This window comes from Flavobacterium sp. HSC-61S13 (assembly GCF_024171535.1).
Taxonomy (GTDB): Bacteria; Bacteroidota; Bacteroidia; order Flavobacteriales; family Flavobacteriaceae; genus Flavobacterium.
In genome coordinates this window covers 239,566-263,171 of the sequence record NZ_JALJZV010000002.1, presented here as the reverse complement: position 1 = coordinate 263,171, position 23,606 = coordinate 239,566, and the positions used below count along the sequence as shown (strand labels likewise).

At 38.0% G+C, this 23,606-nt stretch carries 21 protein-coding genes; 17 read left to right on the top strand and 4 right to left on the bottom strand.

Translation table 11 applies throughout. The annotated features are described in order from the left end of the window. Nucleotides 1-18: 18 nt before the first annotated feature. Together L1275_RS03515 and dnaG are read left to right on the top strand one after the other, a co-directional pair. Entirely contained in the window at nucleotides 19-1,089 is a 1,071-nt protein-coding gene (locus tag L1275_RS03515) for a hypothetical protein (RefSeq protein WP_253469802.1), read from the top strand. Between the two features lie 90 nt (nucleotides 1,090-1,179). Further along, nucleotides 1,180-3,153, top strand: coding sequence for a DNA primase (dnaG, locus tag L1275_RS03510; protein ID WP_253469799.1), 1,974 nt, complete (start codon nucleotides 1,180-1,182; stop codon nucleotides 3,151-3,153). Here dnaG and L1275_RS03505 read toward each other — a convergent pair. Together L1275_RS03505 and nadE are read right to left on the bottom strand one after the other, a co-directional pair. Further along, nucleotides 3,150-3,737, bottom strand: a complete 588-nt coding sequence (locus tag L1275_RS03505) for a response regulator transcription factor (protein ID WP_253469796.1) — start codon at nucleotides 3,735-3,737, stop codon at nucleotides 3,150-3,152. The two genes, dnaG and L1275_RS03505, sit on opposite strands and share 4 nt — an antisense overlap. Before the next feature lie 69 nt (nucleotides 3,738-3,806). Beyond that, entirely contained in the window at nucleotides 3,807-4,616 is an 810-nt protein-coding gene (gene nadE / locus L1275_RS03500) for an NAD(+) synthase (protein WP_253469791.1), read from the bottom strand. 74 nt (nucleotides 4,617-4,690) lie between these two features. Here nadE and gldB point away from each other — a divergent pair, with 74 nt between their 5' ends. Next, entirely contained in the window at nucleotides 4,691-5,674 is a 984-nt protein-coding gene (gene gldB, locus L1275_RS03495) for a gliding motility lipoprotein GldB (protein WP_253469787.1), read from the top strand. Nucleotide 5,675: 1 nt separating this feature from the next. Then, nucleotides 5,676-6,011 (top strand): gliding motility protein GldC, encoded by a 336-nt coding sequence (gene gldC / locus L1275_RS03490; protein WP_219288411.1) that lies wholly within the window; start codon nucleotides 5,676-5,678, stop codon nucleotides 6,009-6,011. A 108-nt stretch (nucleotides 6,012-6,119) separates the two neighbouring features. On the opposite strand, the gene yihA is transcribed toward gldC, so the two are convergent. Continuing rightward, nucleotides 6,120-6,734 carry a ribosome biogenesis GTP-binding protein YihA/YsxC gene (gene yihA / locus L1275_RS03485; RefSeq protein ID WP_253469784.1) on the bottom strand — a complete coding sequence of 205 codons (615 nt, stop codon included), beginning with the start codon at nucleotides 6,732-6,734 and terminating at the stop codon, nucleotides 6,120-6,122. A gap of 7 nt (nucleotides 6,735-6,741) precedes the next feature. Continuing rightward, nucleotides 6,742-7,506 carry an alpha/beta fold hydrolase gene (locus L1275_RS03480; protein WP_253469781.1) on the bottom strand — a complete coding sequence of 255 codons (765 nt, stop codon included), beginning with the start codon at nucleotides 7,504-7,506 and terminating at the stop codon, nucleotides 6,742-6,744. A 369-nt stretch (nucleotides 7,507-7,875) separates the two neighbouring features. On the opposite strand from L1275_RS03480, the gene mraZ reads away from it, so the two are divergent. Genes mraZ through ftsZ form a run of 13 tightly spaced genes read left to right on the top strand, consistent with a single transcriptional unit; the run spans nucleotide 7,876 to nucleotide 23,589 of the window. Further along, nucleotides 7,876-8,334, top strand: a complete 459-nt coding sequence (gene mraZ, locus L1275_RS03475; protein WP_253469778.1) for a division/cell wall cluster transcriptional repressor MraZ — start codon at nucleotides 7,876-7,878, stop codon at nucleotides 8,332-8,334. After that, on the top strand, nucleotides 8,327-9,238 hold the full coding sequence (gene rsmH, locus L1275_RS03470) for a 16S rRNA (cytosine(1402)-N(4))-methyltransferase RsmH (RefSeq protein ID WP_253469775.1): 912 nt from the start codon (nucleotides 8,327-8,329) through the stop codon (nucleotides 9,236-9,238). The genes mraZ and rsmH overlap by 8 nt, the downstream gene beginning before the upstream one ends. Nucleotides 9,239-9,246: 8 nt before the next feature. Continuing rightward, on the top strand, nucleotides 9,247-9,591 hold the full coding sequence (locus L1275_RS03465) for an FtsL-like putative cell division protein (RefSeq protein ID WP_253469772.1): 345 nt from the start codon (nucleotides 9,247-9,249) through the stop codon (nucleotides 9,589-9,591). Further along, nucleotides 9,582-11,582, top strand: a complete 2,001-nt coding sequence (locus tag L1275_RS03460) for a penicillin-binding protein (protein ID WP_253469769.1) — start codon at nucleotides 9,582-9,584, stop codon at nucleotides 11,580-11,582. The genes L1275_RS03465 and L1275_RS03460 overlap by 10 nt, the downstream gene beginning before the upstream one ends. After that, nucleotides 11,579-13,039 (top strand): UDP-N-acetylmuramoyl-L-alanyl-D-glutamate--2,6-diaminopimelate ligase, encoded by a 1,461-nt coding sequence (locus tag L1275_RS03455; protein WP_253469766.1) that lies wholly within the window; start codon nucleotides 11,579-11,581, stop codon nucleotides 13,037-13,039. The genes L1275_RS03460 and L1275_RS03455 overlap by 4 nt, the downstream gene beginning before the upstream one ends. Before the next feature lie 6 nt (nucleotides 13,040-13,045). After that, complete coding sequence (gene mraY, locus L1275_RS03450) at nucleotides 13,046-14,254, top strand: phospho-N-acetylmuramoyl-pentapeptide-transferase (RefSeq protein ID WP_253469762.1); 1,209 nt, start codon at nucleotides 13,046-13,048, stop codon at nucleotides 14,252-14,254. Nucleotide 14,255: 1 nt separating this feature from the next. Continuing rightward, nucleotides 14,256-15,590: a UDP-N-acetylmuramoyl-L-alanine--D-glutamate ligase gene (gene murD, locus L1275_RS03445; protein WP_253469759.1), complete on the top strand. Its 1,335-nt coding sequence runs from the start codon at nucleotides 14,256-14,258 to the stop codon at nucleotides 15,588-15,590. A 13-nt stretch (nucleotides 15,591-15,603) separates the two neighbouring features. Next, nucleotides 15,604-16,893, top strand: a complete 1,290-nt coding sequence (locus L1275_RS03440; RefSeq protein WP_253470028.1) for an FtsW/RodA/SpoVE family cell cycle protein — start codon at nucleotides 15,604-15,606, stop codon at nucleotides 16,891-16,893. 14 nt (nucleotides 16,894-16,907) lie between these two features. Next, entirely contained in the window at nucleotides 16,908-17,999 is a 1,092-nt protein-coding gene (murG, locus tag L1275_RS03435) for an undecaprenyldiphospho-muramoylpentapeptide beta-N-acetylglucosaminyltransferase (RefSeq protein ID WP_253469756.1), read from the top strand. A gap of 4 nt (nucleotides 18,000-18,003) precedes the next feature. Next, nucleotides 18,004-19,365 carry a UDP-N-acetylmuramate--L-alanine ligase gene (murC, locus tag L1275_RS03430; RefSeq protein WP_253469753.1) on the top strand — a complete coding sequence of 454 codons (1,362 nt, stop codon included), beginning with the start codon at nucleotides 18,004-18,006 and terminating at the stop codon, nucleotides 19,363-19,365. Nucleotides 19,366-19,384: 19 nt separating this feature from the next. Then, the gene (locus L1275_RS03425; protein WP_253469750.1) at nucleotides 19,385-20,122 is read left to right on the top strand and encodes a cell division protein FtsQ/DivIB; all 738 of its coding nucleotides are present in this window, start codon (nucleotides 19,385-19,387) and stop codon (nucleotides 20,120-20,122) included. A 3-nt stretch (nucleotides 20,123-20,125) separates the two neighbouring features. Further along, nucleotides 20,126-21,556: a cell division protein FtsA gene (gene ftsA / locus L1275_RS03420; RefSeq protein ID WP_253469746.1), complete on the top strand. Its 1,431-nt coding sequence runs from the start codon at nucleotides 20,126-20,128 to the stop codon at nucleotides 21,554-21,556. A gap of 11 nt (nucleotides 21,557-21,567) precedes the next feature. Further along, entirely contained in the window at nucleotides 21,568-23,589 is a 2,022-nt protein-coding gene (ftsZ, locus tag L1275_RS03415) for a cell division protein FtsZ (protein ID WP_253469743.1), read from the top strand. Nucleotides 23,590-23,606 lie beyond the last annotated feature (17 nt).

Below are 23,606 nucleotides of genomic sequence, written 5' to 3'. Positions count from 1 at the left end.
AACTATAAAATTGATATTATGAAAAACAAAAACTTTTATCTGATGCTTGTTGGTTGTTTGTTTTTTACAACCGTGCAGGCGCAAGAAGAAAAATTTGAGGTACAGGTTCAGCAAGTCTCTCAGAACATTGAAACAATTACTCGAGAAGAGAAGCGTGTACTTAAAGAAAAAATAGATCAAATCAACGATCAGTTATTGACAAACCGAATTTCATACGATGAAGCTCAAGAGGCTAAGGCTAAAGTGGCAGCCCTGCATGCTCAGAATATTGAGGATAGAATTAATCAGGAGAAAAAAACACTCGACCAACTAGTTAAGGAAAAAGTAAGCTTAGGTTTGTCGCAAACGGACTCAAGTATGTTTAGAGATACGTTGTCAAATGATAGAGCGGTTGATGATCTTGCTAGGTATAAATGTGGAATAAATATAAATATGCCAAGACCGTGGAAGCGAACGACTACTCAGTTGGTGTTTGCTATGGGACTTAATAATTTAGTTACTGAAGGGGCGGTAGCTCATTCTGATTTCAGGTATTTGGGGTCACATTTCTACGAAATAGGATGGACGTATAAAAGCAGATTATTTAAAGATGATAATTTAATGCATTTAAAATATGGGATATCGATGATGTATAATAATCTGAGGCCAACGGATAATCGTTATTTTATAAAAGATGGTAAACAAACTCATTTAGAGATTTACGATAAAAACCTTAAGGAGTCGCGACTGAGAAGTTTGAATTTAGTTGTACCCGTTCATTTGGAGTTTGATTTTTCGCCTACGGTGTTAAGTGCAGATGGTGTTCGGAGAATAGTTCGCAACAAAAAGGGTTTTCACATGGGAATTGGGGGATATGCTGGTTTTAATATTAAAACCAAACAGATTTTAAAATATAATGAAGATGGAGAAAAACATAAGATAAAGAACAAGAATGACCTTCGCACCAACGATTTTGTATATGGTGCTAGTGCCTATGTAGGCTATCGTGCTTTTAGTTTGTATTCTAAGTACGATATCAGTCCACTTTTTAAATCAAACAACATCGACCAAAACAATATTTCACTGGGTATTCGAGCCGATTTTAATTGATTGTATTATTAGTATAAAAAGACAGCAGTAGCTGTCTTTTTACTTTTGTATTTACCTCGTATCTTTGTCTACATTAAAAAAGAAACTAAGATGATTTCAAAAAGCACAATTGATACCGTTTTTGATGTTGCTCGAGTAGAGGAAGTGATTGGCGATTTTGTAAGTTTAAAAAAATCAGGAACGAACTATAAAGGATTGAGTCCCTTTGTCAGTGAGAAAACGCCATCGTTTATGGTGTCTCCTGTCAAACAAATTTGGAAGGATTTTAGTTCGGGTAAGGGCGGGAATGCAGTAGCTTTTTTAATGGAACACGAGCATTTTAGTTATCCAGAAGCAATCCGTTATTTGGCGCGGAAGTACAATATAGAAATTGAGGAAACCCAACAAACCGATGATGAAAAGGAACAACTGAATGAGAAGGAAAGTATGTTCTTGGTTTCTGAATATGCCAAAAAATACTTCCATCAGACTTTAACAGAATCAGAAGAGGGGAAAGCTATAGGTCTTAGTTATTTTAAGGAAAGAGGGTTTACTACAGATACTATTGAGCGATTCAATTTGGGGTATTCTCCAGATGCTTGGGATGCCTTTACCAATGATGCCTTAGCAAAAGGATATCAACTCGAATACTTAGATAAAACCGGGCTAACCATTGTTAAGGATGATAAGAAATTTGACCGTTTTAAAGGACGTGTAATGTTTCCTATTCAAAGTATGTCTGGTCGGGTTTTGGGATTTGGTGGAAGGATATTGACCAATGATAAAAAGGCCGCAAAATACCTCAATTCACCGGAAAGTGATATTTACCATAAAAGTAAAGTTTTGTATGGTATTTTTCATGCGAAGCAGGAGATTGCCAAACAAGACAATTGTTTTTTAGTAGAGGGATATACGGATGTAATTCAGATGTATCAGTCGGGTATCCACAATGTCGTTTCTTCTTCGGGTACTGCATTGACAGCCGACCAAATTCGTTTGATCAATCGACTAACCAAAAATATTACCGTACTATTTGATGGGGATGCCGCAGGGCTTCGCGCTTCGATCCGAGGTATAGATTTGATTCTAGAGGCGGGGATGAATGTGCGGGTGTGTTCTTTTCCGCAAGGGGAGGATCCCGATAGTTTTGCAAGGAAAAATTCCTTAGATGAGTTGCAGAGGTATTTTGAGCAAAATGCCAAGGATTTTATTCGTTTTAAAGCATCTATGTTAATGGATGAGGCTAAAGACGATCCAATCAAAAAGGCGGAGTTGATTCGAGATATGGTTAACAGCATCTCTAAGATACCCGATGTGATTAAGCAGGAGGTATACGTTCAAGAATGTTCCAGAATTATGGATATTTCTGAAGAAGTATTGTTTAGTACTTTGGCACAAATAGGTAAGAAAGAAGTAGCTGATGCTAATAAGAAATTTGTAGAAGAGAAGAAAGAACTCGAGGTTGTTCGAGATATAGAAGAGACCACAGAGAAAGTGGATATACTGCATTTTTTAGAACGCAAAATAATTGAAATACTGTTGTTGTATGGTCAACATGAAGAGGAATTCACAGATGTATTGTTACAGACCAATGACGACGATGAAATTGTAGAAGTAAACCACAAAGAAAAATATAAGGTATATGAACGGGTATATTTGAGTTTGCAAGAAGATGAGGTGGAGTTAACCAATCCTTTGTTTCAAAAGATCTATACCGATATTATGGACTTCTATCACAGCAATCCAGAATGGAATTTAGAGGGTTATATCATGCGCTTGGAGCCGGATTTAGCACAAGAAGTTACTGGAATTATCATGGAAGAAGAGCGCGATGTGCTGCATCGATGGGAAGAGCAGAATATTTTTGTAAAGATGAAAGATGAAAGTATTGAACAGTATGTTTCTGAGAATATTTTGACCTTGCGTTTGTTTTTGGTAAATACGATCATTAATGAATTAAAGGAATCGCTGGTCGGTGGTGGAGATATCGATTATTCAGAGACTTTGCTGATGGTTATGGATTACTCAAAATTAACACATAGCTTCTCGGAGAAACTCGGACAGGTTACTTCGAGGTACCGTTAGATGATACCAATTAGCAGGGCTTTCTGAACGAGTTCTAAGGTATTGTTGGCTTCAAGTTTGGAAAGCAGTCGGAGTTTATAAGTACTGATTGTTTTTTCGTTGAGATCGAGTTTGGTGCCAATCTCCTTATTTTTCATTCCTTGGGCTAACATCTTTAGAACTTCGAGTTCCCGGGTAGACAAAATTTTAACTACGGGAGTGTAGGTGTGGTGGTGCTGTCCTTGATGAAGCAAAGCCTCGATATGTGATTCTAAATACTGTAAGCTCTCATTTTTTTCTACATATAAATCTACTCCAAACTTTAATAAAACGGTTTCAAAATAGGAGGATTGTTTGTTGGTAAATACGACGATTTTAGAACTAGGAGCTAACTCGCGGATGATGTGTATATCTTTTAAGTTATGAAACTCCGCTATATTGATGTCTAGTATGATGATATCGTAAGCTAAAGTGGATAAGGCAGTTTTTAACTCTGAAAAACTCATGACTTCCTCGGTCAAGGTAAAATGCACACTCTTTTCAAAATGTGTTCGAAGCCCAAGGATACATACTGGCTGACTATCAGCTACAATTATTGTTGGCATAACTGAATTTTTGTAAGTAATTTATCAAAAATACTAAAAATTAAGCAGATAATCAGCGTATAAGTTGGGTTATTTTTTTAGTTTTTCGGGTATAATACATACCGGAATCGGGTTTATTTTGTGTTGGTTGATGCGATTTAGTCGTTCGTAGATGTCAAAAACCTCTTTATCTCTTCCGGTTAGATCGCTCGAAGTTAGTCCTTGGTCCTTGTTGTACATGGCTTTTTCGAGTTCGTCATAGTTTGCTCCTAACTGATCTTCGTCGCTCCGGTCGTCGCCAAACAGCCCGTCAGTTGGTTTGGCTTGTACGATACTAGACGGGACATTTAAGTGAACTCCAAGTGCGCGAACTTCCGACTTTAAAAGGTCTGCAATAGGGCTTAAATCGACTCCGCCATCACCGTATTTGGTAAAAAAGCCAACGCCAAAATCTTCTATCTTGTTTCCTGTACCAACCACTAGGGAGTGATTTATTCCTGCGAAATAATACAGTGTGGTCATTCGCAAGCGAGCTCGGGTATTGGCAAGAGTTAGGCGTAATGTTTCTGTGGAAGCGTTTTCCTGAGGTACCGCCTTTTGGAAAAGATCAAAGGTCTCCGTCAAATCAGCTAGGGCAGTGTGGGTGTTTTTGAAATTATTTTTTAAAAAATTCAGCTGCTCTTGACCTCGAGATACTTGGCTCGGCGCCTGATGTATAGGCATTTCAATACATAATGTAGGAAGTCCGGTCATCGCGCACAACGTAGAAGTAACCGCAGAATCTATCCCACCCGAAATACCAATCACGAATCCTTTAACACCCGCTTCCTCAGCATAGTTTTTTAACCAGAGTACAATATGTTCAGTAACCGCCTTAGCATTAAAAATTGGAGTTTTCATTTGGAAAGAGATCAATAATTAAGATTCTATATTATATTTGTATATAAATACTAAAAAGTAACTTCACCAAGAATATGATGTGTTTTTCCAAATTTACTAAAATTAATTATCTATTAGCGGGCTTACTGGGCTTTTTTCTGATCTCTTGTTCTGATAAAAAAGCTTCTGATGCTTCCGATGCTGGTATCGCCACCGATTTTAAGATAGAGCGCTTTGATCAATTGTTTTACGAGACACCACAAGCTGATTTTCCTGCCTTGAAAAAGCAATTTCCGTTTCTGTTTCCATCCCAATTTGATGACCAGTTTTGGATGGATAAAAAGAATGATACTTTGTTTGCCGAATTACATGATGAGGTGCAAAAGAAATTTAAGAACTTAGATCCATTGAGTGCGGGTTTGACGAATTTATTTCAACGAATTAAATTTTATTATCCCGAGGAAAATACCAAACGCGTCATTACGTTGATTTCTGAAGTTGATATCGAGTCCAAAGCGATCTATGCAGATTCTTTGGTTTTGATTTCTTTGGATACCTATTTGGGTAAAGATCACCGCTTCTATCAAGGTTTTCCCGAGTATTTACGGGCAGAATTTGAACCGAATCAAATTTTACCCGACGTTGCAAATGCCTTTGTAACGACTAAAATAGCCCCTCTAACTAGTAAAACCCTGCTTGGAAATATGATCTACCAAGGAAAGCTTTTATATGCTAAGGAGATGTTGTTGCCTGACGTTTCCCCTGCGGTCATTATGATGTATACCGATGAGCAGATGAAATGGTGTGAATCGAATGAGTCGCAAATGTGGAGTTATTTTGTAAGTGAAAAATTGATGTTTAGTACGGATTATAAATTGCAAACCCGTTTTATACATCCGAGCCCTTTCTCCAAATATTATTTAGATATTGATTCAGAATCTCCAGGAAGAACAGGAGCGTGGTTAGGTTGGCAGATTGTTCGTGCTTATATGAAGAATAATGACGTAACTTTGCAAACTCTTTTGCAAAAAGATACAAAAGAAATTTTTGACGAATCTCGATATAAACCAAAAAAGTAAAATGAGCGCAAAACATACTTCTGAAATTAATATTCAGGTAGAATTAGATGAAAATAAAGTTCCTGAAAAATTGAATTGGTCCGCTAAGGATGGAGGAATTAATCAGGCAGTTGCTAAAGCGATGTTGCTGTCTGTTTGGGATAGCAATACGCAAGAAACCCTTCGGATCGATCTTTGGACAAAAGATATGCCGGTAGATGAGATGAAGCAGTTCTTTCATCAAACCTTAGTGGCGATGGCGGATACTTTTGAAAGAGCGACTGATGAGGATAAGATGGCCGCAACTATGAGAGATTTTTGCGACTATTTTGCTGAAAAGCTGGAATTGACAAAATAAAAAACAGGCGTGTACTACGTGCTAGTTGATTTAGTATAGCTTCTTACCTCTGTACGTAGTAAAATAGCACTGATAATAAAAAAGAGACTCCTAGGAGTCTCTTTTTTATTAATTACCGTTTTTAAACAGTTCGTGATTTATTTCGTCTATATACTGTAGCACATCTTCTTTTCCTAAACCATCTGCGGCAGAGGTGATAAAGTATTGTGGCATCTCTGCCCAATTGTTTGCCAATATCGATTTTGTATATGCAGCTATATGTTGCTGTACCTTTGTTTTTCCAATCTTATCTGCCTTGGTAAAAATAATAGCAAATGGAATTTCGCTTTCCCCAAGATAGTTTATAAATTCTAAATCGATGTTTTGTGCATCATGACGGATGTCGATCAGTACAAAAGCAGCGATTAGTTGTTCTCTTCTTTCAAAATAGTCCGTGATAAAACGTTGGAAAGTCTGTTTGGTTTTTTTAGAAACCTTGGCATAACCATATCCTGGTAGATCGACTAAAAACCAATTGGAATTGATTTTAAAGTGATTGATCAACTGCGTTTTTCCCGGTTTACTAGATGTTTTTGCTAAATGCTTTTGATTGGTAAGCATGTTGATTAAAGATGACTTACCTACATTGGATCTGCCGATAAAAGCGTATTCCGGTAACATTTCTTTAGGACATTTAGTAACATCTGAATTGCTTATGATAAATTCTGCTGTATTTATTTTCATGCTCAGATTATATGTTGCGGCTTTTTAACCAATTTAAAAATATTTCATTGAATTCATTGGGACACTCCATCATGGCGGCATGGCCACACTTATCGATCCAAAATAAATCGGAATCCGGAAGCAGTTCATGAAACTCTATCGCCACTTCTGGCGGAGTAACTTGGTCGTTTTTACCCCAGATTAAACAAGTCGGAATATTTATCTTTGGCAAGTCCTTCGACATATTATGACGAATGGCGCTTTTAGCAATTGTCAGGGTTTTGATCAATTTGATTCGATCGTTTACCGTTGCAAATACATCGTCAACCAATTCTTTTGTAGCAATCTCTGGATCGTAAAAAACGTCTTGAGCTTTCTTTTTGATGTATTCGTAATCACCGCGTTTGGGATAACTATCTCCCATAGCACTTTCATACAGACCAGAGCTTCCTGTTAAAACTAATGCTTTAACTTTTTCTGGATACATCTTGGCATGATACAATGCAATATGCCCTCCTAGTGAATTACCCATTAGGATGACTTCGGTATAACCTTTGTACGTAATGAATTCTTTTACAAATTTCGCAAAAGCCTTTACGTTGGTTTTTAAAATGTTATTTGTATATAAGGGTAGTTCTGGAATGACTACTTTATAACCTGCGCTTGGGAAAAAATTGCTCACTCCGTCGAAGTTACTCAATCCTCCCATCAAACCGTGAAGTATAATTATAGGGATACCTTCTCCTACCTCATAATAACGGTATTTACTTTCTTCTTTTAAAGTTCGCTCCATGTATAAGTTTATGCGATTTTTAAATCCATACAAATATATAACTTTATAATTTACAATTTTTGATAATTGGTAAAAATGAAAAAAAGAAACACAATTACAACGCAAATACAGTGGTTTTTCGCTGTTTTGATTCCTTTAAAACAGCTTTTTTTTTACGAATTTATTGATTTTTAAAGGGGCTAAACAATGGGGTATTAAGCTTTTTTTAAGATTTATAAATTCTGCTTTGTCTGTTGTTAATGAGTTGATTAGCCTTGGAGGGGGTGTAAAATCGTTAAAGTGGAAAAACTTATCAACAAAGTGGGGAAAAGTGGTAAAAGGTGGTAAAAAAATACCTACATTTGCTATTAAATCAAATCAATTCAACTTTTGACTTCAATCATAGGGACATATGAGTGTAAAATAGATGCCAAAGGACGGGTGTCGGTTCCTGCTTCATTAAAGAAGCAGTTGCCTGCTATAGCCGATGGTTTTGTGTTAAAGCGCTCAGTGTTTGAACCTTGTTTGGAGTTGTGGCCTATGGGTGAGTGGAATTTGATGATGGCAAAAATCAATGGACTTAACCGATTTGTAAAGAAGAATAATGACTTTATTCGGAAGTTTATGGCTGGTGTGAAAATGGTCGAAATTGACGATGCTGGACGGTTATTGGTGTCAAAAGACCTGGTTGAGTTTGCGAAAATATCGAAAGACCTGGTTTTATCCTCAAAAGTGAATATCATTGAAATATGGGATAAAAACTTGTATGAGGCGGCATTAAATAGTGATGATTTTGATTTTGGAGCATTGGCAGAAGAAGTAATGGGTAATATGAATTTAGATGAGTAACGAGAGCGAGTACCATAATCCGGTTTTATTAAAAGAAAGTGTAGATGGTTTGGCAATTAAGCCTGATGGTGTCTATGTAGATGTGACTTTTGGTGGCGGTGGTCATTCGAAAGAAATCTTGAGCAGATTGGGAGAAAACGGGAAGCTGTTTGCTTTTGATCAGGATACCGATGCTTTAAAAAACGCGCTTGACGACAGTCGATTTACTTTGATCAATCAGAATTTTCGCTTCATAAAAAGATACCTGCGTTTTTATGGTATTAAGGAGGTAGATGGGATTTTGGGCGATTTGGGTGTTTCTTCTCATCAATTTGATGTGGCTGAACGCGGTTTTTCAACGCGTTTTGAAGCGGAGTTGGATATGCGTATGAATCAGACTGGTGGTATTACCGCATTTAATGTGGTTAATGAATATACGGAAGCAGAGGTAAAAAGAGTCTTGGCTGAGTATGGAGAGTTGACTAATGCGGCAGCCATGGCAAGTGTCATTGCCGAAGCGAGAAAGGATAATCCAATTAAAAATTCAGAACAGCTTAAAGAAATTTTGGCTCGTTTTTTACCGAATCACAAAAGCCATAAAATTTTGGCACAGATATATCAAGCGATTCGCATAGAGGTTAATCAGGAGATAGATGTTTTAAAAGAGATGTTGGAGGAGAGTGAAGCGCTTTTAAAACCCGGAGGAAGGTTGAGCATTATTTCCTATCACTCCTTGGAAGATCGATTGGTAAAACGCTTTATGAAAAACGGCATGTTTGAGGGAGAGCCAGAAAAAGATTTTTATGGCCGTTTTGAAGTTCCGTTAAAGCAATTGGGGAAGTTAATCGTTCCCTCAGCAGAAGAAATTAGAATAAATAATAGAGCAAGATCTGCAAAATTGAGAATCGCAGAGAAAAAACAATAAGGCAACAGATGAAGTTAAGTGTATACAATATAATAAGAGCCAAGTATCTGATCGACGAAAGTTCGATGAAAAACTGGCTTTTTATTATTTATCTCATTGTATTGTCTTTGTTTATGATTGCGAATATTCACTACTACGAAAGTAAAAATTTTCGAATAGCGGAATTAAATCACGAAGTTAAGGAGTTGCGGTCTGAATTTGTGGATACTCGATCAGAACTGATGGAGTTAAAAATGGAGTCAACTGTATCTGGGAAAATGGAAGAAAAAGGAATTTTTCCTTCCGAGGTTCCTCCTCAAAAGATTAAAGTAGTTCAAGAAGAAAAAAAAGGAATATTTAAGATATGGCAGTAGATAATAAAAATATCTATATGAATATATACCTGGTTTCCTTAGTCATGGTGCTAATGGTGATTGGGATAGTATATCGACTGATAAATATTCAGTATGTGGAAGGGGATGAATTGCGTCAAAAAGCCAAAGATAATACCGTTAAAAAAGAAGATATTCCTGCCAATCGCGGGAATATTTATTCTTCTGACGGAAGCTTATTAGCGACATCAATTCCGAATTATACCATTCGTTTTGATGCGATCGCTTCCAAACAGGAAGATTTTGAGAAAAATATAAAACCCTTGTCGGATTCTTTGTCTGTGATGATGGGTAAGCCATCGAGTTATTTTGAAGTATTGTTGAGAACGGGTCGAGCAAATAAAAACCGTTATGTGTTTATAACGCGCGGTTTGAGTTATACCCAATATATGCGAATCAAAGGGTTTCCATTATTCAGTATGGGAGCGAACAGAGGAGGGATGATCACCGAGCAGAAGACAATTCGGGAGCATCCTATCGGAAAAATTGCGCAGCGAACCATTGGGTATGAGCGAATCAACGACGATAAAACCATCACGCGTGTTGGGATTGAAGGAGCTTTTTCGCAGTATTTAAGTGGTACAGACGGTCATCGTATGATGCAGAGAATGTCGCGCAGCCATTACAAGCCGATCAATGATGAAAATGAAGTAGAGCCTAAAGACGGTAAAGACGTGGTGTCCACTATTGATGTTTATATACAAGATATAGCGCATCATGCTTTATTGAAACAGTTGGAATACTATGAAGCTGATCACGGTTGTGTCATCGTCATGGAAACGGCTACGGGGGCTATTAAAGCGATCTCTAATTTAGGAAGATCGGATACGGGAAATTATTACGAAACGGTTAATTATGCTGTGGTAGAAAAACACGAACCGGGATCGACATTTAAGTTGGCGAGTTTGTTGGCTTTACTACAAGATAAAAAAGCGGATACTTCGTCGGTCTATGATACCCATGAGGGGGCTGTCAGCTTTTATAGACGACAAGTGCGTGACTCTAAAAGGGGAGGTTATGGTAAAATTTCCTTAGGTCGCGGTATAGAAGTGTCTTCTAATACGGTAATTACTCAGGCTGTTAATGAAGCCTATAAAGACAATCCGCGTCAGTTCACCAATTATTTGCATAAAATAGGCATGGATAGGCCTTTGGGGATTGCGTTAAAAGGAGAAGGAGTTCCATATATACCAAAACCGGGAACCAAAGGATGGAGCGGGATAGCATTGCCTTGGATGGCATTTGGTTACGGACTTTCCGTAACGCCTTTGCAAACCTTGACCTTGTATAATGCGGTGGCTAATAATGGTGAAATGGTTAAGCCGATATTTGTTTCGGAAGTTCGAGAATTTAATAAACCCATTGAGGTTTTTGAAAAACAAGTGATTAATCCGCAGATAGCGTCTCCTGAGGTAATTGCTAAAGTACAAGCGGTATTGGGCAATGTAGTAAAGAAGGGAACTGGGCGAAAATTATATTCTCCAAATTTCTCAATGGCGGGAAAAACGGGTACGGCTCAGGTGAATTATGGTGGTGGTAAAGGTAAGGATATGTATTATGCCTCATCTTTCGCAGGATATTTTCCAGCAGTTAACCCTAAATATTCCTGTATAGTAGTAATTCATAAGCCAAATCGCGCTAAGAGTTATTACGGAGCGGATGTGGCAGGACCAGTATTTAAGAGAATTGCGCAAAAGATTTTTACGGATGTGCCTTCTACTAAGGAAATAAGAAATATTGATGGGGTAATCAAAGCTCAGGCTGACGATTACAACAGTTATTATACGGAAGCTCAGAAAAACACCTCCATCATGCCGAATGTAAAGGGGATGTACGTGATGGATGCGATTCCTTTATTGGAAAATATGGGACTAAAAGTAGTCTCAAAGGGAGTTGGAAGAGTGAAAAAACAATCTATTGTTGAAGGGCAAGTGATAGAGAAAAATCAAACCATAGTATTAGAATTATCGTGAAGCAATTAAAAGACATATTGTATAAGGTAGCTATCGAATCTGTTTCGGGTACCACATTTATGGATATAGACCACTTGACTTTTGACTCTCGAGAAGTGACAGAAACAGCTGTTTTTATCGCAATCAAGGGAACGCAGGTTGACGGGCATGATTTTATTTCAAAAGCTATTGAGGGTGGTGCTTGTGCTATTTTATGTGAAGTTGTTCCGGATCATTTGGTATCTGGGGTGACTTATGTTCAAGTCTTGGATACGCATTTAGCAGTGGCGCAAATGGCCGATAATTTTTATGACCATCCTTCAACCAAATTAAAATTAGTAGGGGTTACGGGTACTAACGGAAAAACTACTGTAGCATCTTTGTTGTACAAACTCTTTACGAACTTAGGTTATCAGGTAGGTTTGTTGTCAACAGTCAAAGTGACGGTGGGACAAGATGATTTTGTAGCGAGTCATACCACCCCAGATTCCATTTCAATTAATCGTTGGTTGAATCAAATGGTAGAGCAAGGCTGTGAATATTGTTTTATGGAGGTGAGTTCGCATGGTATTGTTCAAAAGAGAACCAGTGCGCTTCATTTTCAGGGTGGTGTTTTTACGAATCTTTCGCACGACCATTTGGATTATCACAAAACTTTTGCAGAATATCGCGATGCGAAAAAAACATTTTTTGATCAATTACCGCAGACGGCTTTTGCAATAACCAATCAAGATGATAAAAACGGGCCAATAATGGTTCAGAATACCAAGGCAAAGCTAAAAACGTATGCTTTAAAATCGATGGCTGATTACCGTGCTACTATCTTGGAAAGTCAGTTTTCAGGAATGTTGATGCGCATTAATAACAAAGAGATTTGGGTGCAATTGATCGGTGATTTCAATGCCTATAATTTATTAGCAGTTTACGCGGCTGCGACGGAACTGGGGGTTTCTGAACAGGAGGCTTTAGTTGAAATCAGCAAGTTGCAAAGTGTTGCTGGGCGATTCCAATATATCGTAGTCAATCAGATTACGGCTATAGTGGATTATGCGCATACGCCCGATGCGTTAGAGAACGTGATTAAAACCATTAATTCTATTCGTACCTACAATGAAACCTTGATCACGGTTGTAGGGTGTGGAGGTAATAGAGATAAAAGTAAAAGACCTGTGATGGCTCATATTGCCACAGAGGAAAGTAATAAAGTGATTTTAACCTCAGACAATCCACGTTTTGAAGAGCCTTATGAGATTCTTCGAGAAATGGAGCAAGGGGTAGAACCACAGAATCAAAAGAAAGTTGTAGTCATTGAAGACCGTAGGCAAGCGATTAAAAGCGCGTGTCAGTTGGCTCAAGGGGGTGATATTATTTTGATAGCAGGTAAGGGGCATGAGACTTATCAAGAGATTCAGGGAGTTCGTTCGGATTTTAATGATCTTTTGATTGTGAAAGAATATCTAGAACAATTAAGTAAATAATAAAGTATGCTGTATTATCTGTTTCAATATTTAGACCAGTTTTTCAAAATTCCAGGAACAGGAGTTTTTCAATACATCACCTTTCGTTCTGGAATGGCGATTATTTTCTCGTTGTTGATTTCCATCATCTATGGAAAGCGTATAATTAATTTTTTACACAAACAACAGATTGGCGAAACAGTAAGAGAATTGGGCTTAGAAGGGCAAAAAGAGAAATCGGGTACACCGACAATGGGGGGAGTGATTATCATCATATCCACTTTGATTCCTGTTTTATTGTTTGCAAGGTTGGATAATGTTTACGTGATACTGTTGATCGTTACGACTATTTGGATGGGAGCCATCGGTTTCCTAGACGATTATATTAAAGTATTTAAAAAAGATAAAGAAGGATTAAAAGGACGTTTTAAGGTTATTGGACAAATAGGGTTGGGCTTGTTGGTTGGATCGGTTTTGTATTTCCACCCGAGTGTAACTGTACGTGAGATGCCTACAAACGTAGCGGTACATGCAGAGGTGAGTAAGTATGATGTGAAATCGACGGCTACAACGATTCCTTTTTTAAAGAATAATGAATTTGACTACGGCAAAGTATTGGCGTGGTTGGGTGATGGTTATAAAAAATACGCTTGGTTGATATTCATTCCAATCGTGATCTTTATTGTTACTGCCGTTTCCAATGGTGCGAATCTTACCGATGGTATTGATGGGCTCGCCGCAGGGACATCGGCTATATCCGTGCTGGTTTTGGGAATATTTGCCTTTATTTCTGGTAACGTCATTTTTTCGAACTACCTCAATATTATGTATATACCCAACTCCGGAGAAATGACGGTGTTTATAGCCGCATTTGTCGGCGCACTCGTCGGTTTTCTGTGGTACAATACTTTTCCTGCTCAGGTTTTCATGGGTGATACAGGAAGTTTGACTATCGGTGGAATCATTGCTGTTTTGGCTATAGCTGTTAGAAAAGAATTGTTGATTCCCGTTTTATGTGGAGTCTTTTTAGCAGAGAATTTGTCTGTGGTACTACAGGTAGCTTATTTTAAATATACCAAACGAAAATTTGGAGAGGGAAGGCGGATTTTCTTGATGGCGCCTTTACACCATCATTTTCAAAAGAAGGGATATCATGAAAGTAAAATTGTAACTCGTTTTTGGATTATTGCGATTTTACTAGGCATATTTTGTTTGGTTTCATTAAAACTGAGATAAGATGAAAAGAGTAGTCATTTTGGGAGGTGGAGAAAGTGGTGTTGGTACTGCTTTGTTAGCAGTTCAGCAGGGTTTCGAAGTTTTTCTGTCCGATTTCGGTAAGATAGCAGAAAAATATCGAGCGATTCTAGATCAACATCAGATTAATTGGGAAGATCAGCAGCATACGGAAGCATTGATTTTATCGGCAGATGTAGTTGTAAAAAGTCCAGGTATACCTGATAAAGCGGCTATAATAGTAAAAATAAAAGAAAACGGAATCGCAATAATATCTGAAATAGAATTTGCATTTCCATATTCGAAACAACCAACAATCGCTATCACGGGTAGTAATGGGAAAACCACGACAACCATGTTAACGGCGCACCTTTTAAAGAGGGGTGGATTAGATGCCGTTGTCGCGGGAAATATTGGGGACAGTTTTGCTAAGCAAATAGCAGAAGATCCGAATAAAATATATGTGCTGGAGTTGAGTAGTTTTCAGTTGGATGGGATAGAGACGTATCGACCCCATATAGCGGTAATAACCAACTTAAGTCCGGATCATCTAGATCGATATCACTATAATTATGAGGAGTATATCGATGCGAAATTCCGCATTACGATGAACCAGACAGAAGAAGATTACTTGATTTATGATGCTGATGATGTTGAAATTAAAAAGTGGTTGGCAAACCACGTGATAAGAGCAAAGAAAATACCGTTTTCTTTGGTCGATAAACAGTTAGAAGGCGCTTATGTAAGCGATGAAAATATAATAGCGAACAGCAACAACGAACAACTAATTATGGCGATAAACGATATTTCTTTAGAAGGTAAACATAATGTAAAGAATGCTATGGCAGCAACTACAGTAGCGCAATTGATGAGAATACGAAAACAAACAATCAGAGAAAGTTTGTCGGATTTTCAGGCGGTAGAACATCGTTTAGAAAAAGTGCTTAAAATCAAAAATGTACAATACATTAATGATTCTAAGGCAACCAATATCAATGCTACATTTTATGCTTTAGAGAGTATGAAAACACCAACGGTTTGGATTCTTGGCGGTGTGGATAAAGGGAATGATTATGATGAATTGATGCCATTGGTTCGCGAAAAAGTTAAAAGCATTGTTTGTTTGGGAGTGGATAATGAAAAAATAAAAGCAGCTTACAGAAATGTGGTAGACGTTTTCGTTGAAACTACAAGCATGGATGAGGCTGTTAAAATTGCGGCAAAGTTATCAGAAGATGGGGATACGGTTTTATTGTCGCCAGCTTGCGCTAGTTTCGATTTGTTTACCAGTTATGAAGACCGCGGTAATCAATTTAAACAAGCCGTACATAATTTATAATTAACAAAGTATGATGAAGGAAATTCTCTCACATTTAAAAGGTGATAAGATCATTTGGGCATTAGTTTTTCTATTGGCCATGTTTTCTTTTATGCCTGTTTTTAGTGCGAGTACCAATCTTGTCTATACCGTAGGAGCAGGAACGACAACAGCGGGTTATTTGTTTAAACATTTAGTCCACTTGTCGATCGGGATGTGTGCCTTGTATTTTGTGCATAAAATGCCTTACCATCGTTTTCGGGCAATCTCCTTTTTTGCTATGATCTTTGTGATTATACTGTTATTGTTGACTGCATTTCAGGGCAAAACTATTGGAGGTGCGAATGCGAATAGGTGGGTTAACATACCCTTTGTCAACGTCAGTATACAGACTTCGTCTGTTGCTTCGGTGGTATTAATGGTCTATGTGGCACAGTATTTGGCCAATTTCGAGAAAAAAGTGGTGACCTTTAAGTCGTCGTTAATTTGGCTGTGGTTACCGGTATTTATAGTGGTAGGACTGATTTTACCTTCGAATTTATCGACTGCGGCTTTGATTTTTGTCATGGTTTGTATGTTGGTTTATGTTGGGCGATATCCGATCAAATACTTAGCCATTATATGCGCTACGGGACTTGTTGCCTTGATGATGTTTTTCTTGGTTGCAAAGGCTTTTCCGTCGGTGATGCCCAATCGGGTAGATACGTGGTTGAGTCGTATCGATCGATTTACTGCTGCAGATCATGAGAATGTAGATGTCTATCAGATTGAGAATGCTAAAATTGCGATTGCCACAGGAGGAATCGGTGGTTTAGGACCGGGTAAAAGTGTGCAGAAAAACTTTTTACCGCAATCTTCTTCGGATTTTATCTATGCGATTATTGTAGAGGAATACGGTATGATAGGGGGATTTGCAATACTATTTGCCTATCTGTGTTTGTTCTTTAGATTTTTAAGGGCTTCACATAAAGCGCCTACTATGTTTGGGAAATTGTTGGTCGTTGGATTGGGTTTTTACATCATATTCCAAGCGTTGATCAATATGGGAGTAGCCGTAGAGCTATTGCCTACTACAGGACAAACATTGCCTTTAGTCAGTAGTGGAGGAACCTCGATTTGGATGACTTGTATTTCTTTGGGCATTATTTTAAGTGTGACTAAGAAGGAAGAAGAAATCAAATTGGAAGAATTGGAAAAAGAAGAAAAAGAAAAAGCCTTACAGGAGCTTTTACTAAAACATATGAAAGAACAACAACTCGCTTTGGCAGACATGGGGGACAATCTAGAAGACGGGAATCCAATGAATGCTGTGAGGAATAAATAAAATATTAAAGACAAATGCAAGAGAATCCTAGATTTATCATTAGCGGCGGTGGGACAGGTGGACACATCTATCCCGCTATTGCTATTGCTAACGAACTCAAGACTCGTTTTCCCATGGCGGAAATTTTATTTGTTGGAGCGAAAGACAAAATGGAAATGCAAAAAGTTCCCGCGGCGGGTTATCCGATTGAGGGGCTTTGGATTTCGGGAATACAAAGAAAGCTAACAGCAGATAATTTGATGTTTCCGGTAAAATTTTTATCGAGTTTAGTTCGATCACGAAAAATCATTAAGGCTTTTAAGCCTGATGTGGTTATTGGGACTGGGGGATTTGCTAGTGGGGCAGTCGTAAAGGTTGCAGCTTCTATGGGGATTCCTACAGTAATTCAAGAGCAAAATTCATATCCGGGGATTACCAATAAAATGTTATCCCATAAAGCTAAGAAAATCTGTGTGGCCTACGATGGTTTGGAGCGTTTTTTTGACGCCAATAAACTGATTAAAACGGGAAACCCTGTACGTCAGGATTTGTTGGAAATTGATTCTAAGCGAGAAGAAGCCTTAGGTTATTTTAAACTAAATCCGGCTAAAAAAACCGTATTGGTTTTGGGAGGAAGTTTGGGAGCGAGGCGAATCAATCAGTTGATTGAAGAGCAATTACCAAAACTGAAACACGAACACTTGCAGGTGATCTGGCAATGTGGTAAATTTTATAAAGACGAGTACCAGCGCTTTGATTCAAAAGAGGTACGTGTATTGGATTTTATAGATCGCATGGATTTGGTATTTGCCGCGGCGGATATTATTATCTCTCGTGCTGGAGCTTCATCCGTATCGGAATTGAGTATAGTGGGTAAGCCTGTTGTATTTATTCCTTCTCCGAATGTTGCCGAGGACCATCAGACAAAAAATGCTCAAAGTATTGTTTCAAAAAATGGTGCAATAATGATCGCTGAGCGTGATTTGGAGGAATCGTTTGACCTGAGGTTTTATGAATTGTTGCATGATGAATCTCATCGTGCTCAGCTGTCAAAAAACATAAAAAAAGTGGCTTTACCCAATGCGACAAAAGACATTGTAGATCAAATTGTCAAATATATACAATAGAGAAATGGATATCAATAAGATTAAGAGCGTATATTTTATAGGAATCGGAGGAATCGGAATGAGTGCTCTTGCTCGATATTTTAAGAATATAGGTAAACGGGTTGCGGGTTATGACAAAACTCCAACTCAACTTACGGATGAATTGATTGAGGCGGGTATCAATATTCATTTTACTGATGATATCGCACAAATTGGTGATGACTATCGCGATGCAGCAACGACCTTAGTGGTGGTTACGCCAGCAGTGCCTAAAGCGCATTTGGAGTGGAATTATTTTATAGATAACAATTTTACAATACAGAAAAGAGCAGAGGTCTTGGGAATTATCACCAAAGATACCTATTGCTTTGCTGTTGCGGGAACGCATGGTAAAACCACAACGTCGAGTATATTGGGGCATATATTGTATCAAAGTGGCTTGGATGTTACGGCTTTTTTGGGTGGTATAGTAGAAAACTATCAAACCAATTTGATTGGGGATGGGAAAACGGTAACGGTGGTAGAGGCTGATGAATTTGACCGTTCATTTTTAAAATTATATCCAGACATGGCTTGTATCACATCTACAGATGCAGATCATTTAGATATTTTTGGAACACAGGAAGAAATGTTGGTCTCATTTCAAGATTTTGCAGATAAGATTAGTGATAAAAACAACTTCTTTAGAACGCCTCAGGTGAATTTAGAGGGGAGAACGGTTGCTGTTTTAGGAGATGCGGATTTTGAAGCGAGAAATATACGAATTACAGATGGGTGGTATCTGTTTGATATCAAAACCCCAAATGAGATTATAGTGGATGTTCGTTTTGCCTTACCGGGGCATCACAATATTTCCAATGCTTTATTGGCTTTTGCGATGGCTTATACCTATGGTGTGGCTGTGGATAAGATCAAGGCGGCTTTGGAGAGCTTTGAAGGAGTGAGAAGACGTTTTTCGTATAGGGTGAGAACTGCGGAAATGGTTTATATCGATGATTATGCGCATCATCCAACTGAAATAAATGCCGTTTTTCAGGCGGTTTCAGAATTATATGTTGGGCGTAAGGTATTAGCGATTTTTCAGCCTCATTTATACAGTAGAACACGTGATTTTATGGATGATTTTGCTAAGAGTTTATCGCAATTTGAGCAAGTAGCATTGTTGGATATTTATCCGGCTAGGGAGTTGCCTATGGACGGGATCACATCAGCTGTCTTATTGGATAAAATTACGGCAAATCATAAAACTTTGGTAGCTAAAGATCACTTAATCGACTTTATTTTAAATGCCGATGCTGATGTTATTGTGACTATTGGTGCCGGAGATATTGGAGAAGAAGTAACTAAAATAAAACAGGCAATTGAAGAAAAATTAAAAAGTAAATAATAGTTAAAAATAAGTGGTTTTGATAAAGTTTTTTAAGAAAATAAAATGGAATGATATTCGCATTTGGCTCGTCTTTTTTGCGATGATTTTCTTGTTTTCGTTTTCGAATAAGCGGAATGAAGCCAGAGAATTGGGGCGTATTGAGGTGAGATTTCTCGATAATAAGGGCTTTTTTGTAACTACAGAAGTGGTTAATAACTTGTTGATACAATATTTTCCAAGGACTTCTAAAATTCAGAAATCTATATTAGATTTGAATAGGTTAGAGCTTGAACTGTCTAAGCATGATATGATTGCCGAGGCTCAAGTTTACACAACAGTTGATGGGGTTTTAATGGCCGATGTTGTTCAGAAGGTAGCTATAGCCCGAGTCAATTCGGATAGGGGGTCTCATTACCTTGATACTAAGGGGGATGATATGCCGATGTCGGAGAGTTTTTCTGCCCGAGTTCCCGTAATTGACGGCGTGGTGAATAATGCAAATAGGGCGAATATAACCCGAGTTTTAAGTGCCATAAGCGAAGATGATTTTTTAAAAACCAGTATAACAGGAATTGTTATTCAACCGGATCAGACGTTGATCTTGAAGAATAGAAACCACGATTTTGATATTTTGTTTGGGAGATGTGATGAAGTAGAACGCAAATTTGCCAATTACAAGGCTTTTCTGCATTATGCAAAAAACGACACCCTGATCGATAGTTATAAAACGATAAATCTCAGATTTACCCAGCAAGTAGTGTGTACCAAATTTTAGAATATGAAAAAAGATAATATAGCGGTAGGATTAGATATTGGAACGACGAAAATCGTTGCCATGATAGGAAAGAAAAACGAGTATGGTAAACTCGAAATCCTAGGACTTGGAAAAGCGAAAAGTTTAGGAGTAAAAAGAGGTGTGGTAAACAACATTACGCAGACCATTCAATCGATTCAGAATGCCGTTGCAGAAGCAGAAGCTTCTTCCGGTTATAAAATAAAGAATGTTGTTGTCGGTATTGCTGGACAGCATATTCGCAGTATACAGCATAGTGATTATATCAGTCGTTCCAATCCTGACGAAGTGATTGGCGATAAAGATATCGAAATGCTGATTAGTCAAGTGTCGAAATTGAGTATGCTTCCTGGGGAAGAGATTATTCATGTTTTACCACAGGAATTTAAAATCGATGGGGAAGCTGGTATAAAAGAACCTATTGGTATGTATGGCGCTCGTTTGGAAGCTACTTTTCATGTAGTTGTGGGTCAGGCGGCATTGATAAAAAATGCGGGTAGATGTATTAAGGATGCTGGACTAGAATTGTCTGGGATTACTTTGGAGCCTTTGGCCTCTGCGGAAGCCGTTTTGAGTCAAGAAGAAAAAGAGGCGGGTGTAGCACTGATTGATATCGGAGGTGGTACTACCGACTTGGCTATTTTTAAAGATGGGATTATTCGTCATACAGCAGTTGTTCCTTTTGGAGGGAATGTGATTACTGAAGATATAAAAGAAGGTTGTTCGATTATTGAAAAACAAGCAGAGTTGTTAAAAACGAAGTTTGGATCGGCATGGCCGGGTGAAAATAAAGATAATGAAATCGTTTCTATTCCGGGTTTAAGAGGAAAGGAACCGAAAGAAATATCGTTAAAAAACTTGTCAAAAATTATTCATGCCCGTGTAGAAGAAATTATACAATTGGTATTTGCGGAAATTAAGACCTATGGTTATGAAAACCCTAGAAAAAAATTAATCGCAGGAATTGTTTTAACAGGAGGTGGTTCTGAATTGAAGCACATCAAACAATTAGTAGAGTATATTACGGGTATAGATACTCGAATAGGGTATCCAAATGAGCATTTGGCAGGCGATTCAGAGAAAGAGATTTCGAGCCCGTTATTTGCAACTGCTGTAGGTTTAGTCATGGAAAGCGAAAAGAACCAAACACAAGGTGCGGTTTCGATGCAAGAATTTGATCAAACTAAAAAGCAACACAATCCGATGCAGTTTAGAGAAACAGAACGTGTAGAGCGTGTGGTTGATTACCAAGAAGTACATTTGGAGTCGCCTGTTGTTGACGAGCCTGTTGCTACAAAGGAGCAAGTGAAGCCTAAAAAAGAAGTGGAGACAGTTTCGACTGCAGACAAATTCAAAAATGGATTTTTGTTTCATTTCTATAATAAGATTAAAGAATTTATTGATAAGTCAGAATAAAAACGATACGTATGGAGAATACAGATTTTGAAAGTATAAAGTTTGATTTACCTAAAAATCAATCAAACGTAATTAAAGTAATTGGAGTAGGTGGAGGCGGAAGCAACGCCATTAATCACATGTTTAAGCAGGGGATTAAAGGAGTTGATTTCGTGGTCTGTAATACCGATTCACAGGCGTTGCAAAACAGTACCGTTCCCAACAAGATTCAATTGGGGATTAATCTGACTGAAGGTTTAGGTGCAGGTGCCAATCCAGAAGTTGGACAACAATCCGCTTTAGAAAGTATCGAGGAAATTGAAAAGATGTTGGATGTAAATACCAAGATGGTTTTCATTACTGCAGGTATGGGTGGAGGAACTGGAACAGGTGCTGCCCCAGTGATTGCACAATTATCTAAAGAGAGAAACATTCTTACGGTAGGTATTGTTACGATTCCTTTCCAATTTGAAGGTAAAGTTCGTCAGGAACAAGCTTTAAAAGGAGTGGAGCGCTTGCGTAAAAACGTCGATTCACTGATCGTTATCAATAATAATAAATTAAGAGAGGTTTATGGTAACCTGGGGTTTAAAGCCGGGTTCTCTAAGGCGGATGAAGTTTTGGCAACAGCCTCTAGAGGTATTGCTGAAGTAATTACGCATCACTATACGCAAAACATCGATTTAAAAGATGCTAAGACCGTCTTATCAGATAGTGGTACGGCAATAATGGGATCGGCAATTGCATCTGGGGAAACTCGTGCAAAAGACGCTATCGTCGAAGCATTGGATTCGCCATTGTTGAACGACAATAAAATTACCGGTGCTAAAAACGTCTTGTTGTTGATTGTTTCAGGAACTAATGAAATCACTATTGATGAAATTGGAGAAATCAATGATCACATTCAAACAGAAGCCGGTCATAATGCGAATATCATTATGGGGGTTGGTGAAGATGAATCCTTAGGAGAGTCTGTAGCCGTTACTATTATTGCTACGGGTTTTAATGTGGAGCAACAAAAGGTGATAGTAAATTCTGCTGAAGACAGAGTGATTGTTCACGCGTTGGAGGAGGAGCAAAAAGTAGTCAGAGATTTGTCTCAGAAAAACTTGCCTTCGTTTAATTTCTCTACTCCGGAAGAGCCTTTGACAAATCAAGTAGTTGCAGAGGTTTCTGAAGAAAAAGTTGTTTTTGGTTTAGATGATAATCAAAGTCCGATTGATTCCAATGATCAAGGCGGTTTTGAGGTTGAAAAAAAAACAATAGCGGAAGTTAATGTCCCAGAAAATGAACCGTCAGATTTAGATGTGTTTTTTGAGATAGTTACTCCAGCTGCGCCAGTAGTATCTACGCCAGATGACAGTAATAATAGAGGGGTTCGCGATATAAGAGATATGCATGTAGTGGAGCCTGAGTTCGTGATTTTTAAAAAATCGGAACCGGTTATCCGCGATAAATTTGAGTTTGAATTTGATGTGCCGAAACAGCAAATCATCGAAGAAGAGCCGGTTTTATTTCATTTTGCAGAAGAAGTAAATCAAATTCAGGTTAACGAAGCCAAACATATTATTTCTTCGTTATCCTCTGAACAACGTTCGCAGATTATTACCAAAGCGCCTGAAGACGTAGTTCGTTACTCTTTGGAGGACTATATGGAAATTGAGAACGAACTGTTGAATTCCAAAAATAAAAAGCCAGTAGTAGAAGAAGTAGAAGAAACGTTTTCTTTTAGTATTCGCACGGCAGAAGAATTGATTCCTATGGATACGAACGACTACGAAGATATTTCTCCAGTAGAAATGTCTATCGAGGAAATGTTGAGAAACCGTACGGAAGAACGCAAGAAAAAAATGAAGGATTTCAATTACAAATTTAACAACGCCAATACGCAGTTAAACGATTTGGAAAAGGAACCGGCATACAAGCGAATGGGAATTGACTTAAATGCACCATCTAGAGAGGGTTCTCAGTCGAGAATGTCTTTGGGGACGGATAGCAATAACGATTCACAATTGCGCTCAAACAATTCTTTTTTACATGACAACGTAGATTAGTTAAAATTATAAATTAT

Excerpts from the sequence above, each read along its gene's own strand:
- L1275_RS03505 (WP_253469796.1), bottom strand. The coding sequence starts at position 3,737 with ATGCCAACAATAATTGTAGCTGATAGTCAGCCAGTATGTATCCTTGGG.
- gldC (WP_219288411.1), top strand. The coding sequence starts at position 5,676 with ATGAGCGCAAAACATACTTCTGAAATTAATATTCAGGTAGAATTAGAT.
- murG (WP_253469756.1), top strand. The coding sequence starts at position 16,908 with ATGCAAGAGAATCCTAGATTTATCATTAGCGGCGGTGGGACAGGTGGA.
- ftsZ (WP_253469743.1), top strand. The coding sequence starts at position 21,568 with ATGGAGAATACAGATTTTGAAAGTATAAAGTTTGATTTACCTAAAAAT.
- L1275_RS03515 (WP_253469802.1), top strand. The coding sequence starts at position 19 with ATGAAAAACAAAAACTTTTATCTGATGCTTGTTGGTTGTTTGTTTTTT.
- L1275_RS03440 (WP_253470028.1), top strand. The coding sequence starts at position 15,604 with ATGAAGGAAATTCTCTCACATTTAAAAGGTGATAAGATCATTTGGGCA.
- rsmH (WP_253469775.1), top strand. The coding sequence starts at position 8,327 with ATGAGTAACGAGAGCGAGTACCATAATCCGGTTTTATTAAAAGAAAGT.
- murD (WP_253469759.1), top strand. The coding sequence starts at position 14,256 with ATGAAAAGAGTAGTCATTTTGGGAGGTGGAGAAAGTGGTGTTGGTACT.
- murC (WP_253469753.1), top strand. The coding sequence starts at position 18,004 with ATGGATATCAATAAGATTAAGAGCGTATATTTTATAGGAATCGGAGGA.
- nadE (WP_253469791.1), bottom strand. The coding sequence starts at position 4,616 with ATGAAAACTCCAATTTTTAATGCTAAGGCGGTTACTGAACATATTGTA.
- gldB (WP_253469787.1), top strand. The coding sequence starts at position 4,691 with ATGATGTGTTTTTCCAAATTTACTAAAATTAATTATCTATTAGCGGGC.
- ftsA (WP_253469746.1), top strand. The coding sequence starts at position 20,126 with ATGAAAAAAGATAATATAGCGGTAGGATTAGATATTGGAACGACGAAA.
- mraY (WP_253469762.1), top strand. The coding sequence starts at position 13,046 with ATGCTGTATTATCTGTTTCAATATTTAGACCAGTTTTTCAAAATTCCA.
- L1275_RS03465 (WP_253469772.1), top strand. The coding sequence starts at position 9,247 with ATGAAGTTAAGTGTATACAATATAATAAGAGCCAAGTATCTGATCGAC.
- L1275_RS03460 (WP_253469769.1), top strand. The coding sequence starts at position 9,582 with ATGGCAGTAGATAATAAAAATATCTATATGAATATATACCTGGTTTCC.
- L1275_RS03480 (WP_253469781.1), bottom strand. The coding sequence starts at position 7,506 with ATGGAGCGAACTTTAAAAGAAGAAAGTAAATACCGTTATTATGAGGTA.
- yihA (WP_253469784.1), bottom strand. The coding sequence starts at position 6,734 with ATGAAAATAAATACAGCAGAATTTATCATAAGCAATTCAGATGTTACT.
- dnaG (WP_253469799.1), top strand. The coding sequence starts at position 1,180 with ATGATTTCAAAAAGCACAATTGATACCGTTTTTGATGTTGCTCGAGTA.